The organism is Streptomyces sp. C (assembly GCF_000158895.1).
In the GTDB taxonomy this organism is placed as follows: domain Bacteria; phylum Actinomycetota; class Actinomycetes; order Streptomycetales; family Streptomycetaceae; genus Streptomyces; species Streptomyces racemochromogenes.
Genome location: NZ_GG657750.1, coordinates 1,942,154 through 1,958,235, shown reverse-complemented (window position 1 = coordinate 1,958,235; position 16,082 = coordinate 1,942,154). Strand labels below are relative to the sequence as shown.

Genomic DNA, 16,082 nt, shown 5'->3' with positions numbered 1-16,082 from the left:
GGGCCCCCGGCACGGTCGTGCCGGGGGCCCTTCCCGTTCTCCCTGCTCTCCCTGTTCGCCGGGGTTCTCCGGGCCGACGCGTGACGTGCACCGGCAGTTGGCCACGGTGGCCGAACCTTCTCGACGGCCGTCACAGCGTGACGCCGTGGGAGAGGACGCCACCTTGAAGAAGCAGTTCGGCATCGCCGGGACCGCGGGCACCGCCGCACTGATCGTCGCCGCGACGGTCATGCCCGCGCACGCGGTCACCTACGGGACCCCGACCATCTCGCTGTCCGCCGGCTACCTGTCCGGCTCCGTCAACGGGGTCGGCGACCAGACCGTCGCCGTGACCGTCGGGCAGAGCGGCGCCGACGCCTCCGCGCTGACCGTCAGCGCCTCGGCCTCCAGCAAGGCCTCCGTCGCCGGCACCGGGGACGTCACCGTCATCGGCAGCGGGGCCGTGCGGCAGCTGGCCGTGACCGCGCACGCCCGCGGCTACACCAACCTGACGGTCAAGGTCACCGGGCTCGGCGGCAAGACCGCCACCAAGACCCTCTCCTACGCCGCGTCCGCCGCCGTCCAGAACCCGGCCGACGCCCGCTACTTCAGCGGCGCCTCCGACACCTCGGCCGCCGTCGACGTCGGCGGCGGCTACACCGTCGTCGCCGACGACGAGAACAACGTGCTGCGCCTGTACGACCGTTCGCGCTCCGCCGCCCCCGTGCGCACCTGGGACTTCAGCTCCCAGCTCGGCGTCACCAAGGAGGTGGACATCGAGGGCGCCACCCGGATCGGCGACACCATCTACTGGACCGGCTCCCTCGGCAACAACAAGGACGGCGAGTACAAGGCGCCCCGCAACACGGTGTTCACCACCACCGTCAGCGGCTCCGGCCCGGGCACGCAGCTCGCGTACGGGCGCTCGTACAAGAAGCTCCGCGACGACCTCGTCGCCTGGGACACCGCGAACGGCAACCGGTACGGCTTCGCGGCGGGCACGGCGGCCGGTGAGGCGCCGAAGCAGATCGACGGGTTCAACGTGGAGGGCCTGGAGTTCGCGCCCGGTTCCACCACCACCGCCTACCTCGGCTTCCGCGCCCCGCTCGCCCCGGCCGTACCGGGCGGCAAGGCCCTGCTCGTGCCGGTCACCAACTTCGACCAGGTGCTGGCCGGCGGCGCCAAGGCCGTCTTCGGCGCGGGCGTCGAGCTCGACCTCGGCGGGCTGTCGGTACGGGACGTCAGGAAGAACGCGGCCGGTCAGTACCTGATCCTGGCGGGCTCCTGGGCGGCGGACGACAACTCCGACCCGTACGCCCTCTACCAGTGGGACGGCGTCCCCGGCCACGCCCCCGTCAAGCGGGCCGACCTGCCCACGACGGATCCCGGCGGCTGGGAGGCCATCGTGGAGGTGCCGGACCTGAACGCACCCGGCGCCCGGGTCCAGGTCGTCACCGACAGCGGCTCCGCCGACCTGTACGGCGACGGCGTCGAGGCGAAGGACCTGACACACCCGGAGTGGAAGAAGGCCCGCGCGGCCTGGTTCACCCTGAACTGATGCCGATAGCGCAGTGCTACGTGTCCGTCGCGAGCGCCTCGGCGAGGTGCTCGCGGCGGATCAGCCGGTCCACGTAGAGCAGCCCGGCGGGCAGCTGCGGGAAGGCCGGCAGCAGCACCAGCGCCGACAGCGCCCCCGCCGGCCCGAACCAGGCCTGGAGCGCGTACCCGGCCGCGCAGGTGAACGCCACCGCCGGAGCCGTGACCCCGAGGGTGCGCCACCACGCGCCCCGCACCAGGCGCGCCGAGCGCCGCAGCGCCGCCACCGGCCGCAGTCCCTCGTATCCGGCGGCGGTGGGCGCCAGGGCGAACAGCACCCCGAGCCAGAGGGCCACCGGGAGCAGCGGCAGCAGCGCGAGCGCCGGCAGCCCGGCGGCCCCGGCCGCCACGATCGGGGCCGCCGCGGCCAGAAGTGCCAGCAGCTGCGCCCCGAGGACGGCCGGGGTCCGGGTCAGCGCCGCCCGCAGCAGGCCCGGTACGGTGACGGCACGGCCGAGCACCGCCGGGCGCAGCAGCACCGCGATCAGGGCGGTGGCCAGGGCGCAGGTGAACAGCAGGAACAGGGCCGCCGCCGGGAACAGGGTCCAGACGAAGACCCGGCTGCCGGAGTTGCGGCTGAGGGAGGCCAGGGTGGCCGCCCCGGCCGCCGCGGCGACCAGCAGGGCCCCCGCGAGCTGGCCGAGGAGCAGCGCGCCGCACAGCGTTCCGCCGTACCGGCGCAGGGTCGCGGCGGCGCCCCCGAGGATCTCCCCGGGCCCCAGGGGCCGCAGCGGTACCACGCCGGGCCGGGGGCGTCGCGGCGGCAGCCAGCCGCCGCCCGCGTGGGTCCAATGCTGTGCCATGAGCGGCCCCCTGTCCCCTGAGGGGGCCACCGTAGCTCCGATGGGCGCGGCTGTGACCGCCCGTGCATGTGTACATCTGTACGCATCGCCGCCTCGATGTGTACTGTCGTACACATGCCTTACGTACTGCTCGCCCTGGCCATAGCCGCGGAGGTCGCCGGGACCACCGCCATGAAGTACAGCGACGGTTTCACCCGGCTGTGGCCCTCGCTGGGCACCCTGGTGGGCTACGTCATCGCCTTCACCCTGCTCGCCCGGACGCTGAAGTCGATGTCGGTGGGCACGGCGTACGCGATCTGGGCCGGGGTCGGCACCGCCGCCATCGCCGCGATAGGGATGGTGTTCCTGGGGGAGGCCGCCACGGCCGCGAAGATCGCAGGGATCGCGCTGGTCATCGGGGGCGTGGTGCTGCTGAACCTGGGCGGGGCGGCGCACTGATGGCCGCCGGAGCGCGCCGCTACGACCCCGACCGCAGGCAGCGGATCATCGACGCCGCGATCCGGGTGGTGTCGGCCAAGGGGATCGCCGGGCTCAGCCACCGGAGCGCGGCGGCGGAGGCGGACGTGCCGCTGGGCTCGACGACCTACCACTTCGAGACGCTGGACGACCTGCTGGTCGCCGCCCTGCGGCAGGCCAACGAGGCGTACGCGCCCGCGCTGGTGATCCGGGAGGGCGAGGACCTGGCGGGGGCGCTGGCACGGCTGCTGGGGGAGGTCCTGGAGGCGGACCGGGGGCGGGCTGAGCTGGAGTACGAGCTGTACCTCGCCGCCCTGCGCCGCCCGGCGCTGCGGCCGGTCGCCGCCGAATGGTGCGAGGCGGTGACCGCGGCCCTGGCGGAGCACACCGACCCGCTGACGGCGCGGGCCCTGGTGGCGGTGATGGACGGCATCAGCCTCCAGGTCCTCCTGACGGGCACCCCGTACGACGGGGCGTACGTACGCGAGCTGCTGCGGCGGGTGGTCGCGGGCGCCGACGGCCGGCGGGGGCCGGAGGTCCTCTAAGGGGTCCTCGGGACCGCCTGGAAGGCGAACGAGGCGCCGTTGTCGGCGGTGTTCGCGTCACGGGCGCCGGTGATCGACGCGTGGACGGTGCCGTTGCCGGCGTTGGTCACCGTGATCAGCAACGGGATCTGGTTCTTCTCCCCGGCCTTGACGGTACCGCCCGTGCAGCGGAAACCCGAGGCTCCGGAGGGCGCGCAGGTGAAGCCGCTGAAGGTGCCCGCCGCCGGAGGCCTGCGGAGCGTCATCGGCCCGGTGGCCCAGACCTCCAGCACGACGCCCGTCGCCGTGGCCCCCTTGTTGGAGTAGCCCACCCAGTAGTTCCGGTTGGTGCCCGAGGGCGGGTTCGCCTCGCCGGTGATCGGACCGACCGACAGGTCCGTCGGCGCGCTGCCGGGCTTGGACGCGTCGACGGGGTCCGCGCACACCTTGTTGGACTCGGGGGTGACCGGGTCCTCCAGTTCGTACGGTTGGGGCACGGACTCCTCGTAGTGGACGGTCGCCCTGATCGTCGCGCAGTAGGCCACGCCCGGCTTGATGCCGTCGGCCGAGCGCGTGGCGACCCGGCCCGTCCCGGGCACCCCTCCGGGGGCGGTCCGCACGATCTTGGTGTACCCCGGGTTGTCCTTCTCGGTGAGGACGATCGTGTAGGAGATGTCGGGTTCCGAGTTGTCGCGGAAGGTGAGGTAGGCCGTCGGGGCGTCGAGGCGCAGGCTCATCAGGGTCGGCGCCCCCGTGACGGGTTCGGCTGCCTGAGCCGGGGGCGCCGTGACCGCCGCCAGGGCGCACGCCAGGCCGGCGGCGGAGACGTGCAGGACCCGGCGTGCTCGCTTCGCTGGTGCCATCGGACTCCCCGTTCCCTCGCGGTAGTGGGTCGTGCCCCCCCTGCGGCGCCGCTCGGGGCCGGCCCCGCCACCTCCGATTCTCCGCCGTGCCGGAGTCCCCGGCACTTCCGTGCGCCGCGCCCTGCCGGGGGAAGGGGGGAGGGGGAAGGGGGGAGGGGTCAGGGGGTCAGGCCGTGGCGCCGCGTACCGTCGCCAGCGCCGACGCGACGCTCGCCTCGATGTCCGTGATCGGGTAGATCACCTCGCGCACCGTGCGCTCCCGGTCCACGACCAGCGTCAGCCGCTTGATCCGGCTCACCCCCGCCGCGCGGAACGTCGGCAGCCGCAGCGCCGTCACCAGGTCCAGCCCGGCGTCCGACAGCAGCGGGAAGCGCAGCCGCTCCTGCTCGGCGAACTCCCGCTGTTCGTCCGGCCGCTGGGTGGAGACGCCGTGCACGGTGGCGCCGGAGGCGGTGAACTGCGCCAACTGGTCGCGGAACGTGCACGATTCGAGCGTGCAGCCCTTCGCGCCGGGGATCCCGGCCCACCCGGGCGGGTAGGACTCGGCCCGGGCGTACGCGCCGGGAAAGCAGTACAGGACGGTGAACGGGGCGTCCGCCACGGGGTCGCGGAGCTCGCCGAAACGGTCCGGCAGCAGCAGCTCCGGCAGCCGGGTGCCGCGCAGCGCGTGGACCCGTACGGCCTCCTTCGAGGACTCCCCGGTCGTCGCCGTCATCTCTCCCTCTCCCAGGACCCAGGTGTCTCCCCAGTCCTGGAGGGCCACCAGGACCGGCAGCAGCCCCCGCCCGCGCGGGGTCAGCCGGTACTCGTGCCGCACCGGGCGCTCCTGGTACGGCTCGCGCGTCAGCACCCCGGCCTCGACCAGCAGCTTCAGCCGCTCGGCGAGCACCTTCCGGGACACCCCCAGCTCGCGCTGGAGCTCGTCGAAGCGGTACAGGCCGCGCGCGGTGTCCCGCACGATCAGCAGCGTCCACCAGTCGCCCACGACGTCGAGGGCCTGGGCGATGGAGCAGTCCGCGTCGCCGAGGTGCGTGCGCTGGGCCATGGGAACTCCTTTGTCCGTTGACCCAAGGCTGTCATGCTGACATAGTCCGTTCCCAAAAGGAACTTACTACGGACCGACACGGGGGACACGGGTGTGCTGCAGGGGTTGCAGGGGTTCAAGGACGTACCGAGGGTCGTGTGGCTGCTGGCCGCGGGGGTCTTCGTCAACGCCGTCGTCAGCTTCACCTTCGTCTTCGTCTTCCTCTACCTGACCGGCCCCCGCGGCCTCGGCGCCGCCCAGGCCGGCCTGGCCACCGGCATCGGCGGCATCGGACTCGTCGCCGGCAACTTCACGGGCGGCTGGTACGGCGACCGCTTCGGCCACCGCCGGGTCCTGCTCACCGCCTCCGCCCTCGGCGGGCTCACCCTGATGTCCTTCCCGGCGCTGCCCACCCCGCTGCTGTACGCCGCCCTGACGGCGGCCCAGTACGCCTCGGGCGTCATCCGCGCCGCGAACTCCGCCCTGGTCGCCGTCACCGTCCCCGAGGGGGCCCGCCGGCAGGCCTTCGCCGTCGTCCGCTGCGTCTCCAACGGCGGCTTCACCCTGGGCCCGCCGCTGGGCGCCCTGCTCGCCTCCGGGCTCTCGTACGACTGGCTCTTCCTCGCCGACGGCCTCGGCACCCTCTTCTTCGCCGCCTGGACCGCCCGCGTCGTCCCGGCGCGCGGCGCCCCCCGCACGCCCGCCGCGGCCCCGGACGGGGGTCAGGGCCGCGGCGGGGTGTGGGCCGCCCTACGGGCCCGCCCCGGGGTCCTGGTGCTGCTCGGCGCGATCCTCGTCGTGGACGTGGTCTACCGCCAGCAGTACTCCCTCTTCCCCGTCTACCTCGCCGCCCACGGCCTCGACGTACGTGCCTTCGGACTGGTCATCGCCCTCAACGGCGCCGTCATCCTGCTGCTGGAACTGCCCGCCGCCGTCGCCCTGCGCGACCGGCCGCCGCTGGCGGTCATCGGAAGCGGACTCGTCCTGGTCGGCGCCGGGTACGCGGCGCTGCTCCTCGGCGCCGGCGTGGCGACCGCCGTCACGATGATGGTGCTGCTCAGCCTCGGCGAGATCCTCTACAAGACCACCGCCACCGCCTACGTCGCCGACCAGGCGCCCGAGCACGCCGTAGGCCGCTTCCAGAGCCTGTACGCCGGGGTCTCCGTCAGCGGGACCGTCCTCGCCCGCCCGCCGGCAGGAGCCCTGTACGCCGCCGCCCCCGGCCTGCTGTGGCCGCTGTGCGCGGCCCTGGCGGCGGGCGCCGGCGCGGTCGTCCTGGCCCGGTACCGCACCGAGGCGCGCGCCGCCCGGCGCCGCGCGGAGCGACACGCCGCGCGCCCGGCACATGAGACCGGTTCGCGACCGCGGCCCGTCGCCGGTTAGGTTTCGGGCATGACTGCTACGCGTACCACCGGCGCCGTCGCCGCCGGACTTGCCACCATCACCGCCGACGGCACCGTCCTCGACACCTGGTTCCCCGCCCCCGAGCTGGCCGACGCGCCCGGCCCGGCCGGCACCGAGCGCCTCACCGCCGAGCAGGCCGTGGAGCTCCTCGGCGCCGCCGCGGCCAAGGCCATCCGCTCGGACGCGGTCCGCGGGGTCGAGGTCGTAGCCGTCCGCACCGTCATCGGCTCCCTGGAGGACAAGCCGCTGGACGCGCACGACGCGTACCTGCGCCTGCACCTGCTGAGCCACCGCCTGGTCAAGCCGCACGGCCAGAACCTGGACGGCGTCTTCGGCCTGCTCACCAACGTCGCCTGGACCTCGCTCGGCCCCGTCGCCGTCGACCAGGTCGAGACCGTCCGGCTGAACGCGCGCGCCGAGGGCCTGCACCTCCAGGTCACCTCGATCGACAAGTTCCCGCGCATGACCGACTACGTCGCCCCCAAGGGCGTGCGCATCGCCGACGCCGACCGCGTCCGCCTCGGCGCGCACCTCGCCGAGGGCACCACCGTCATGCACGAGGGCTTCGTCAACTTCAACGCAGGCACCCTGGGCACCTCCATGGTCGAGGGCCGCATCTCCGCGGGCGTCGTCGTCGGCGACGGCTCCGACATCGGCGGCGGCGCGTCCACCATGGGCACCCTCTCGGGCGGCGGCAAGCAGATCATCTCGATCGGCGAGCGCACCCTGGTCGGCGCCGAGGCGGGCATCGGCATCGCGCTGGGCAACGAGTGCGTCGTCGAGGCCGGCCTCTACGTCACCGCGGGCACCCGGGTGACCCTGCCGGACGGCCAGATCGTCAAGGCCCTGGAGCTCTCCGGCGCCGACAACATCCTCTTCCGCCGCAACTCGGTCACCGGCGCCGTCGAGGCCCGCCCGTACAAGGCGAACTGGGGCGGCCTCAACGAGGTCCTGCACAGCCACAACTGACGCCGCGCGGGCAGCGCCCGCCGCCGTCACCACCGAGTGCCCTCCCGCGCGACGCGGGAGGGCACTCGCCTTTCGGCGCGGCGGGACTCACCCCACCAGCCGCAGGAACCAGCGCCGCGAGGGGTGGGTGTCGCAGTCGAACTGGACCAGCGGGTGGTTGTTGGCGGTGGTGCTGCCGCCGGCGACGGTGGCGCACTTGCCCGTCTGCGCGTTCACGAGCTGGAAGGACCTGCCGTCGCCGTTGGTGATGCGCCAGCGCCGCGAGGGGTGGGTGTCGCAGTCGAACTGGACCAGCGGATGGTTGTTGGCGGTGGTGGTCCCGCCCGCGACGGTGGCGCACTTGCCCGTCTGCCCGTTGACGACGTGGAAGGCGCCGTCCTCCTCGTCCGTCACCCGCCAGCGGCGCGAGGGGTGGGTGTCGCAGTCGAACTGGACCAGCGGATGGTTGTTGGCGGTGGTGGACCCGCCGGCGACGGTGGCGCACTTGCCGGTCTGCACGTTCACGAGCTGGTACGTGCCCTCGGGGACGTCGGCCACCGTGACCGTGGGCGCGGCCGGCTGCGCCACGGTGGGCGCGGGCAGCAGCATGAGGCCTCCGGCCGCGAAAACCGACGCCGTCGCAAGGAAGCGGCTTACCCGGGTCTTCCGGCGCATGGAGTGCACGGGGCGCATGGGGCGCATGGGGCGCATGGGGTGCTCCTCTCGGTCCTGTGAAGGAGATCGGCAGGGCGACGCGCCGTGCGGGTGGTGACCCGGCCGGTCCGGGTGCGGAACGGGAGGGGGGAGGGGGAGCGCCCCGGGGCTCATGCCGTCGCGGCCGGCCGGAACGTCCGCGGCCCGCGTGCGGCGCCCGGGCCCCGGTGATCAAGGCGCGGCTGCCTCTCCCACTATCGACGCGCGTGACGGGACCCGCAACCGAGGGCGAAGGCGACGCCCGGACGTGCCGGAACGCCCCTCGCGCCGCGAGGGCGAGGGGCGTTCCGGGTACTTCCGGGGGCGGTCGCGCCCGGTCAGTTCAGGGCGATCGTGCGGATCAGGCCCGCGAAGGCCCGCTCCTCCGCCTCGGTCAGCTCCACCGTCTCCATCGGGTGCGTGGCCGCGGTGCGCTGGGACGGGATCACCGGCAGGCCCTCGTAGGCGCCTGGCTCCGGGTGGTGGAAGCGGCTGTCCCACAGCATGTGGCCGAGACCGACGACCCACACGAGGACGGCCACGGCGAGGACGGCGAGGCCGATTTCCTGGGCGAGCGACATGGACGGGAACACGCGGTCCTCCCGGGCTGCGGGGGTACAAGGAGGGCTAGTTCGGGCGTGGGGACACTCAACACCACAACCGGAAGATTTTGTCCCCTGTGTGTCCAGCGTCACGCCAGGGCCGAAGGTCCCGACCTACGGTTCGCGCCCGGCCCGCGGCCCCGCTCGCGGGCGCCCCGGCCCAGGCCCGGCAGGGGGCCCGGGCGGGGACGGCCGCCGGGCCCCTGCGGTTCGGGTTACGGGCGGAAGCGCAGCACCTGCGGGTCGTGGTCGCTGTTCTGCGCGGAGAACTCGGCGTTGATGTGCACGCTGTCGTACGCGAAGTTCTTGATCGACGGGCTGGTCAGGATCTGGTCCAGCACCTGGGCGTTGCCCTGGTAGACGTAGGAGTAACGTTCCGCCTTCGGCAGCGACTTGATCGCCGAGTACAGCGCACCGCCGTCCTCCAGCGCCTTCGCCGTGCCGGAGAACTCGAAGTCGTTGATGTCGCCGACCGCGAGCACGGCCGCGTTCTTGTCGACGGCCAGCAGCTGCTTCACGAACCCGTTGACGGCCTGCGCCTGCAGGAGCCGCTTCTCCTCCGACTTGCGCACCGGCGGCTGGTGGTGCGAGGTCAGGCCCTCGTCGCCGCCCTTCGAGCCGAAGTGGTTGGCGATCACGAAGACCGTGCGGCCGCGGAAGAGGAACTCGCCGGCCAGCGGCTTGCGGCTGTCGGCCCACGCCGGGTTCGCCGGGTCGATCCGGCCGGGGGAGTGGGTCAGGGCGGCCTTGCCGCGCTCCGTCGTCACACCGGTCGCCGTCACCGCGTCGCCCGCGGCGCGGTCGGTGAAGGAGACCCGCGCCGGGTTGAACAGGAACACCTGGCGGATGTTGCCGCCGGGCTCGCCGCCGTCCTTGTTGTTCTCGGGGGCGATGGAGCGCCACTGGTAGGCCGGGCCGCCCGCTGCCTTGATCGCCTCGGTGAACTTCGTCAGCGTCTGCTCGGCCGAGACGGTGCCGTCGTTCTTGGCGCCGTTGTCGTCCTGGATCTCCTCCAGGGCCACGATGTCGGGCGAGGCCAGGTTGGTCACGACCGCCTTCGCGAGGTTGTCGAACTTCTCCTGCGGGTCGCTCGGGTCGAGGTTCTCCACGTTGTACGTGGCCACCGCGAGCTCGCCGGGCGACTGGGCCTTGGTCTTCTCCGGGGCGAGGGTGCCCGCCTTGACCGTGCCGAGGGTGCGCGCCACCAGCGTGTAGCCGCCGAACTGGTTGAAGTCCAGGGGGCCCTCGGTGGTGCCGGTCAGCTTGTCGCCGACGTTGGCCACCGGGAAGGGCTGCTGCGCGAGCGGCGCGAGCTGCTGGATCTGGAGGCGGCCGGTGTTCTGGGACTCGTACGAGCCGTAGACGGTGCCGCCGCGCTTGGCGGTGTTCTCCCAGCCCTTCACCGTCACCCACAGCTCGCCGTACGCGTCGGTGGCGCCGACCACGCGCGAGGTGCCGATCCTGACGTTCATGCCCTCCAGGGACTCGTAGAAGTCCAGGGCGTAGCGGGAGGGCTCCAGGGCCAGGCCGTTGATGCTGCCGCCGGCCGCCGGGTCGCCCGCGGGGGCGTACTCGGCGGGGACGGAGTACTCGGTGACCGCGGCGGCCTCGGGCAGGGCGTTGCCGGAGGAGAGCACCGTCACCGTGGGCTTGGAGATCTGGGTGACGGACTGGTTGCCGGAGTTCGCGCCGCCGGGGACGTACTCGCCGACCGTGCCGGAGACCTTCACGGCGTCGCCGACGGCGACGGTCGGGACGGAGCTGGTGAAGACGAAGACGCCCTCGCTGGTGGCCGGGTTGTCGTCGGCGTCCGGGTCCTGGATCCAGAAGCCGCGCGAGCCGTAGGTGCGCACGCCCGTGACGATGCCGTGGACGTCGGCGACCTGCTTGCCGTTCAGGGGGGAGATCCGGGTGGTGCCCTGGATGTCGTGGATGCGTATCGGATCGGCGGACACGGCGCCTTCGGCCGCGTCGGCGGTGCCCGCGAGCAGGCCGGTGGCCAGGGCGGTGGCGACGAGGGCCGCGACGGCGGCGGAACGGGGATGCGAGGAGCGCATGGGCGGGAACTCCGGTGTGTGGAGGAGAAGGTGCGGGCGCTTGACGGCCCGTGTACATCTACGCGCGTCAATTTCCTGGGTGACCAGGGACGTTGTCAAGGCCTCCAGGGGATACGGAGGCTGACTGTGGGATGAACCAAAGGTGATGGCCGCCGGACGCACCCCGATTGCGTCTACGCTGGGTCGCCGCAACGGGCCTGACGGCCCGTCCGCATGTGTTTTCGGCCACACGGCCGGACGGCGTCATGCCGCCCGGACGCCGCCGGCCCGCCCCACCGCTCAGCCGCCCCACCGCCCCGTGCGTCCCTTCCGAGGAGAACCACCCCATGTCCGCAGAGCCGCACCCCACGCTGCCGCCGGTACGGCTGCACTCCGATGCGGAGCTGGCCCGCGACGCCCTCGTCGCCCCGCTGTTCGCCCGCGCCGTACGCCTCGCCCGCTGGGCCGGCCCCGACACCCGCGTGGACGTCGGGGGCGAACTCGCCCCCGACCAGCTCCCCGAGGCCGTCACCGTCCTCGGCCTCGACACCGCCGACGAGGACTCGCCCGTGTACGCGAGCCAGGCCTGGCGGGTCGCCGTGGACACCGGCCTCGTCGACGTCACCGAGCCGGAGGAGGACGGCGGCGACGGCGCCGAGGCGGCCGAGCCCGAGTACGGCACCGCCACCCCCGGCGAGGACCTCGCGCTGCTGGCCGGCGGCGCCCCCGGCGACGTGCTCGACCTGTGGCTCGCCGCCCTGGACACCGTCCTCGCGGACGCGGCCGTACCCGACCTGGACGACCTCGTCGACGCCCTCGACGCGGGCGGCGAGATCGACTTCGACCGCCTCGACTGGAACCCCCAGCGGGAAGCGGACTTCCTCGACGGGGTCCTCGCCAACCTCTACCTGCTCACCGTCACCGAAGGCGGCGCCGGCGAGGGCCCGGTGCCACTGCCGGTGCTCGCCGCCTCGATGATCGTGCCCGACGAGATGGGCGACCCCACCGACGCCGTCCTGGAACAGGTGTCGGAGGCGATGATGCGCCTCGACGACCAGTTCCGGCAGCTGGAGCCCATCGGGCTGGTCGAGTACCGCCCCGTGGACGAGGCGCTGCTCGCCGAGGCGGACGAAGCCGCTTCCGAGGAGGCGGGTCAGGGCGCCGCGGCGGGCCCGGAAGACGACGAGGACGTGTCCCGGTACGGGATGGTGCGGCTGACCCCGCTCGGCCTGTACGGCGTCCGCGCCCGGATGCTCGAAGCCGGGGTCGAGGCCCCGGCCGTCGGGGAGCTCGCCGACAAGGGCGCCGACGCGCTGCTCGACGCCGTCTCCTCCTACCCGGAGGGCGCCGCCCAGTCCGAGATCGAGCAGTGGCTGGCCGGCCGGGACCTGCCGGCCGCCGTCGCCGAACTGCTGGCCGCCGCACGCGGTGACGACGAGGGCGCCCCGCTGCGCCGGCTGCGCTGCCAGCAGGCCCTCGCCCCGGCCGGGCCGGAGGCCGAGCCGGCGGTCCGGGCCGTCCTGGACGACCGGGAGCTCGGCGGCCTCGCCCGGGTCTGGCTCGCCGAGCACGGGGTGGCCGACGTACCGGCACCGGACGAGACGATGGTGTTCTGGCTGACGGTGGACACCATCGCGGCGCAGCTCGCGGCGGACGGGGAGACCGAGGAGCTCCCGCTGCTGATGCGGAGCCTGACGGAGCACCACACCGGGTTCTTCGAGCAGGCGTGGCGGGTGGAGCACCCCGCCACCGCGTACGTTCTGGAGGCCATGGGCCGGCTGCACCCGGACAAGAAGGCCTCGAAGGAGGCGCGGAAGGCCGCGTTCAAGGCCCGCTCCCGGCAGCCCTGACCAGCGCGGCGGCCCGTCCGGGCGCCCGTCGGCGGACGGCGGGCGCCCGGACCGGTGCCCGCCGGCCGGCCGGGCGCTCCGGCGGCGGAGCGGGGGTACGGAGCGGGGACCGGGGGAGGTTTCGGCGAGGGTGCACAGCAGGCCGATTCCGGGACAGCGTTCGAATCAATTCCGCCATTCCGGCGACAGGCAAGGGCTCGGCCCGCATTCGCGGGTAGTTCAGCCGCCGTTCACGTACGGGCGGGAGCGTGTGCGCCTGCGACCGTACGCCAGGCGCACCACCTCCCCACCCCTGGAGACCCGATGCCCCTCAGCCGCAGGGACTTCACCGCCCGCACCGTCATCGCCGGCGCGGGCGTCGCACTGACCGGGACGGTCGGCGCCCTCGCCACCGCCCCCGGGGCACTCGCCGCCGACGACCCCCGGCCCGAAGCGCTCGACGCCCACGGCCGCCCCCACGCCCCCGGCTACGGGCCGCTCTTGCCCGACCGCGCCGGACTGCTCGCCCTGCCCGCCGGGTTCACCTACCGCGTGATCACCCGCAGCGGTGTCACCACCCTCGAATCCGGGGAGAGCACCCCGTCCAACCACGACGGGACCGCCGCCTTCGAGGGGCACCACGGAGTCACCCTCCTCGTCAACAACCACGAGCTGAAGGGCCCGCGCAGCGGCTGGGCACACCCCGTACCGCTCGCCGAGGGCCTCGTCTACGACCCGGCCGCGTCCGGCGGCTGCACCGTCGTGGAGGTCCGGCGCGGCGGCGAGGTCGCCGAATGGGTCGGCGTCGCCGGCACGTCGACCAACTGCGCGGGCGGAGCCACCCCCTGGGGCACCTGGCTGACCTGCGAGGAGACCGAGGACCTGGCCGGCAAGAACGGCATGACCAAGGACCACGGCTACGTCTTCGAGGTCGACCCGCACGACCGCCGGGCCAACCGCGACCCGCAGCCGGTCAAGGCGTTCGGACGGTACGCCCACGAGGCCGTGGTCATCGACCCCCGCCAGGGCCACGCCTACCTGACCGAGGACGCCTCCGGCCCCAACGGGCTGCTCTACCGCTGGACCCCGCCGCACGGCTTCCGGCACGGACGCGGCCGGCTGCGCACCCTCGCCCCCGACGCCGGGGTGCTCGCCGCCGCCAAGTGCTTCGACAGCCAGGGCCGTCTCGTGGACGACCTCTCGCGCGCCACGAAGACCGGCACCGTGTACGGGGTCGACTGGGTGGAGGTGACCGACCGCGACGCGCGCAGCCTCTCGGTGCGCAAGCAGTTCGCGGCCGGCGCGGTGACCCGGGCCCGCAAGCTGGAGGGCATGTGGTGGGCCGACGGGGGCGCCTACTTCGTCTCCTCCTACGCGCGCGAGGAGAGCCCGGGCGCCGCGCACGACGGCCAGGTGTGGTTCTACGACCCCAAGCGGCGCACCGTGCGGCTCGTCGTACTGATCGGCGTCAACCGGGACCCGGCCGCCGACGGCGGCTACGACGGCCCCGACAACATCACGGTGTCGCCGTACGGCGGCCTCGTCATCGCCGAGGACGGCGAGGGCCTGCAACACCTGCTCGGCGCCACGGAGTCGGGCCGCGTCTACCCGCTGGCGCGCAACGAACTCAACATCGGTACGGCCGACAAGCCGGAGTACTCGGAATTCACCGGGGTCTGCTTCTCCCCGGACGGGCGCACCCTGTACGCCAACATCCAGGACCCGGGCATCATGCTGGCCATCACCGGCCCCTGGCGGCGCTCCCCGCGCTGACGCGGGCGCCGGCCGGCGGTCCCGGGGCACCCCTGTGCCCCGGGAACGCCGGCTACTGGACGGCGGCCAGCTCCTCGGCGCGGGAGGCCGCTGCCCACTCCTCGAGCAGGAACTCGTACGCCTCCGAGGGCCACTCCCCGTCCCAGGTCTCGACGAGGTGCCGTATCGCCTCGTTCGCCTCGGCGGCGGACGGGCGCGCGGGACCCGCGGGCCGGAGTGTGTTCTGCATGCCTCCAAGGCTACGGGCGGGCACTGACAGCCACCTCCGGATTACGCGTGGCATCCATCACCCGGATGCGCGCCCGTCGGCTCCACGGTCTCGGCATATGCCCGCCCACCTGCTCAGAGTGCCTGCGAGGCGGGCTTGACCATGCCGCGCACTGTGCGGGACTTCACAAACTCGCCCATGGCCGTCATCTCCCATTCGCCGGAGAACTGCTTGATGAGCTTGGCCATCATGACCCCGGTCTGCGGCTCGGCACTGGTGAGGTCGAAGCGGACCAGCTCCTCCCCGCTCGCGGCGTCGATCAGCCGGCAGTAGGCCTTGGCGACCTCGGTGAACTTCTGGCCGGAGAAGGAGTTCACCGTGAAGACCAGTCCGGTGGCCTCGGCGGGCAGCCGGCCCAGGTCCACGACGATCACCTCGTCGTCCCCGGCGCCGTCACCCGTGAGGTTGTCGCCCGAGTGTTTGATCGCTCCGCCGAGGATCGACAGCTTGCCGAAGTAGCAGCTGTCGATGAAATTGCGCTGCGGGCCGTAGGCGATGACGGACGCGTCGAGGTCGATGTCGCGGCCGCCGTAGGCCGGCTCCCAGCCCAGCCCCATCTTGACCTGGGAGAGCAGCGGGCGGCCGCCCTTGACCAGGGACACGGTCTGGTTCTTCTGGAGGCTGACCCGGCCCTTGTCGAGGTTGATCTTCCCGCCGCCGACGGGGGCGGCGACGGGGGCAGGCGGCGCGGCGGGTGCCGGCGGGGCTACCGGGGCGGCGGGCGACCGGAGCGGCCGGGGCGACGGGAGCGGCGGCCGCCGCCGGCGGGGCCGGCTCCTCGTCCACGGAGACCCCGAAGTCGGTGGCGATGCCCGCGAGACCGTTGGCGTACCCCTGGCCGACGGCGCGCACCTTCCAGACGCCGCCGCGCTGGTAGATCTCCACGACGACGAGGGCGGTCTCCGGGCCGAGCCGCGGCGGGGTGAAGGTGGCGATCACCGCGCCGCCGACCGCGTCCCGCACGGTGGCGGTGGGCTCGATGCCCTGGAAGCTCTGCCCGGCGGCGTCGGGACTGGCTGTGACCACGATCCGCTCGATGCCGGGGGGCAGCGCGCCGGTGTCCACGGTGATGGAATCCGGCGCCGAACCGCCGCCGGACCGGTAGCTGACACCGGGCCCGGAGGGCTGGTTGTAGAAGATGAAGTCGGCGTCGGAGCGCACCTTGCCGTCCGCCGCGAGCAGGAGCCCCGACACGTCGAGACGCACCGGGGCAGCCACGTCCACCGTCACGCGGACGGTGTCGAGCGGCAGGTTGGAACCAGGGGTCATAGCGGTCATGCCCGG

At 73.6% G+C, this 16,082-nt stretch carries 14 protein-coding genes and 1 pseudogene; 7 read left to right on the top strand and 8 right to left on the bottom strand.

Annotation, left to right across the window (positions count from 1 at the left end):
* The first annotated feature begins 229 nt into the window (after window positions 1–229).
* Window positions 230–1,537 carry a hypothetical protein gene (locus tag SSNG_RS08635; protein ID WP_241695212.1) on the top strand — a complete coding sequence of 436 codons (1,308 nt, stop codon included), beginning with the start codon at window positions 230–232 and terminating at the stop codon, window positions 1,535–1,537.
* Between the two features lie 16 nt (window positions 1,538–1,553).
* On the opposite strand, the gene SSNG_RS08630 is transcribed toward SSNG_RS08635, so the two are convergent.
* Window positions 1,554–2,378: a hypothetical protein gene (locus tag SSNG_RS08630; protein ID WP_007263431.1), complete on the bottom strand. Its 825-nt coding sequence runs from the start codon at window positions 2,376–2,378 to the stop codon at window positions 1,554–1,556.
* Between the two features lie 114 nt (window positions 2,379–2,492).
* On the opposite strand from SSNG_RS08630, the gene SSNG_RS08625 reads away from it, so the two are divergent.
* Together SSNG_RS08625 and SSNG_RS08620 are read left to right on the top strand one after the other, a co-directional pair.
* On the top strand, window positions 2,493–2,816 hold the full coding sequence (locus SSNG_RS08625; protein WP_042800754.1) for a multidrug efflux SMR transporter: 324 nt from the start codon (window positions 2,493–2,495) through the stop codon (window positions 2,814–2,816).
* Window positions 2,816–3,379: a TetR family transcriptional regulator gene (locus SSNG_RS08620; protein WP_007263429.1), complete on the top strand. Its 564-nt coding sequence runs from the start codon at window positions 2,816–2,818 to the stop codon at window positions 3,377–3,379. The genes SSNG_RS08625 and SSNG_RS08620 overlap by 1 nt, the downstream gene beginning before the upstream one ends.
* Here SSNG_RS08620 and SSNG_RS08615 read toward each other — a convergent pair.
* A complete protein-coding gene (locus SSNG_RS08615) occupies window positions 3,376–4,221 on the bottom strand; it encodes a DUF11 domain-containing protein (protein WP_042800753.1) in 846 nt (281 codons plus the stop codon). The two genes, SSNG_RS08620 and SSNG_RS08615, sit on opposite strands and share 4 nt — an antisense overlap.
* A gap of 166 nt (window positions 4,222–4,387) precedes the next feature.
* Window positions 4,388–5,266 carry a winged helix-turn-helix transcriptional regulator gene (locus tag SSNG_RS08610; protein ID WP_007263427.1) on the bottom strand — a complete coding sequence of 293 codons (879 nt, stop codon included), beginning with the start codon at window positions 5,264–5,266 and terminating at the stop codon, window positions 4,388–4,390.
* A 93-nt stretch (window positions 5,267–5,359) separates the two neighbouring features.
* Here SSNG_RS08610 and SSNG_RS08605 point away from each other — a divergent pair, with 93 nt between their 5' ends.
* Both SSNG_RS08605 and dapD read left to right on the top strand, forming a co-directional pair.
* Window positions 5,360–6,628: an MFS transporter gene (locus SSNG_RS08605; RefSeq protein ID WP_241695012.1), complete on the top strand. Its 1,269-nt coding sequence runs from the start codon at window positions 5,360–5,362 to the stop codon at window positions 6,626–6,628.
* 9 nt (window positions 6,629–6,637) lie between these two features.
* Window positions 6,638–7,618: a 2,3,4,5-tetrahydropyridine-2,6-dicarboxylate N-succinyltransferase gene (gene dapD / locus SSNG_RS08600; RefSeq protein ID WP_007263425.1), complete on the top strand. Its 981-nt coding sequence runs from the start codon at window positions 6,638–6,640 to the stop codon at window positions 7,616–7,618.
* An 87-nt stretch (window positions 7,619–7,705) separates the two neighbouring features.
* On the opposite strand, the gene SSNG_RS08595 is transcribed toward dapD, so the two are convergent.
* From SSNG_RS08595 to SSNG_RS08585, 3 genes are all read right to left on the bottom strand, one after another.
* Window positions 7,706–8,308, bottom strand: coding sequence for an RICIN domain-containing protein (locus tag SSNG_RS08595; protein ID WP_241695011.1), 603 nt, complete (start codon window positions 8,306–8,308; stop codon window positions 7,706–7,708).
* 320 nt (window positions 8,309–8,628) lie between these two features.
* Window positions 8,629–8,883, bottom strand: a complete 255-nt coding sequence (locus SSNG_RS08590; protein WP_128636899.1) for a hypothetical protein — start codon at window positions 8,881–8,883, stop codon at window positions 8,629–8,631.
* A 224-nt stretch (window positions 8,884–9,107) separates the two neighbouring features.
* Window positions 9,108–10,949 (bottom strand): endonuclease/exonuclease/phosphatase family protein, encoded by a 1,842-nt coding sequence (locus SSNG_RS08585; RefSeq protein WP_007263422.1) that lies wholly within the window; start codon window positions 10,947–10,949, stop codon window positions 9,108–9,110.
* A 326-nt stretch (window positions 10,950–11,275) separates the two neighbouring features.
* Here SSNG_RS08585 and SSNG_RS08580 point away from each other — a divergent pair, with 326 nt between their 5' ends.
* Together SSNG_RS08580 and SSNG_RS08575 are read left to right on the top strand one after the other, a co-directional pair.
* Window positions 11,276–12,778 (top strand): hypothetical protein, encoded by a 1,503-nt coding sequence (locus SSNG_RS08580; RefSeq protein WP_007263421.1) that lies wholly within the window; start codon window positions 11,276–11,278, stop codon window positions 12,776–12,778.
* A gap of 303 nt (window positions 12,779–13,081) precedes the next feature.
* The gene (locus SSNG_RS08575; RefSeq protein WP_007263420.1) at window positions 13,082–14,530 is read left to right on the top strand and encodes an alkaline phosphatase PhoX; all 1,449 of its coding nucleotides are present in this window, start codon (window positions 13,082–13,084) and stop codon (window positions 14,528–14,530) included.
* A 52-nt stretch (window positions 14,531–14,582) separates the two neighbouring features.
* Here SSNG_RS08575 and SSNG_RS41960 read toward each other — a convergent pair whose 3' ends face one another.
* Window positions 14,583–14,759 carry a hypothetical protein gene (locus tag SSNG_RS41960; protein ID WP_165364985.1) on the bottom strand — a complete coding sequence of 59 codons (177 nt, stop codon included), beginning with the start codon at window positions 14,757–14,759 and terminating at the stop codon, window positions 14,583–14,585.
* A 113-nt stretch (window positions 14,760–14,872) separates the two neighbouring features.
* Window positions 14,873–16,067, bottom strand: a pseudogene (locus SSNG_RS37825) (TerD family protein).
* Window positions 16,068–16,082 lie beyond the last annotated feature (15 nt).

Excerpts from the sequence above, each read along its gene's own strand:
- SSNG_RS08575 (WP_007263420.1), top strand. The coding sequence starts at position 13,082 with ATGCCCCTCAGCCGCAGGGACTTCACCGCCCGCACCGTCATCGCCGGC.
- SSNG_RS41960 (WP_165364985.1), bottom strand. The coding sequence starts at position 14,759 with ATGCAGAACACACTCCGGCCCGCGGGTCCCGCGCGCCCGTCCGCCGCC.
- SSNG_RS08580 (WP_007263421.1), top strand. The coding sequence starts at position 11,276 with ATGTCCGCAGAGCCGCACCCCACGCTGCCGCCGGTACGGCTGCACTCC.
- SSNG_RS08630 (WP_007263431.1), bottom strand. The coding sequence starts at position 2,378 with ATGGCACAGCATTGGACCCACGCGGGCGGCGGCTGGCTGCCGCCGCGA.
- SSNG_RS08615 (WP_042800753.1), bottom strand. The coding sequence starts at position 4,221 with ATGGCACCAGCGAAGCGAGCACGCCGGGTCCTGCACGTCTCCGCCGCC.
- SSNG_RS08585 (WP_007263422.1), bottom strand. The coding sequence starts at position 10,949 with ATGCGCTCCTCGCATCCCCGTTCCGCCGCCGTCGCGGCCCTCGTCGCC.
- SSNG_RS08610 (WP_007263427.1), bottom strand. The coding sequence starts at position 5,266 with ATGGCCCAGCGCACGCACCTCGGCGACGCGGACTGCTCCATCGCCCAG.
- SSNG_RS08595 (WP_241695011.1), bottom strand. The coding sequence starts at position 8,308 with ATGCGCCCCATGCGCCCCATGCGCCCCGTGCACTCCATGCGCCGGAAG.
- SSNG_RS08620 (WP_007263429.1), top strand. The coding sequence starts at position 2,816 with ATGGCCGCCGGAGCGCGCCGCTACGACCCCGACCGCAGGCAGCGGATC.
- dapD (WP_007263425.1), top strand. The coding sequence starts at position 6,638 with ATGACTGCTACGCGTACCACCGGCGCCGTCGCCGCCGGACTTGCCACC.
- SSNG_RS08635 (WP_241695212.1), top strand. The coding sequence starts at position 230 with ATGCCCGCGCACGCGGTCACCTACGGGACCCCGACCATCTCGCTGTCC.
- SSNG_RS08625 (WP_042800754.1), top strand. The coding sequence starts at position 2,493 with ATGCCTTACGTACTGCTCGCCCTGGCCATAGCCGCGGAGGTCGCCGGG.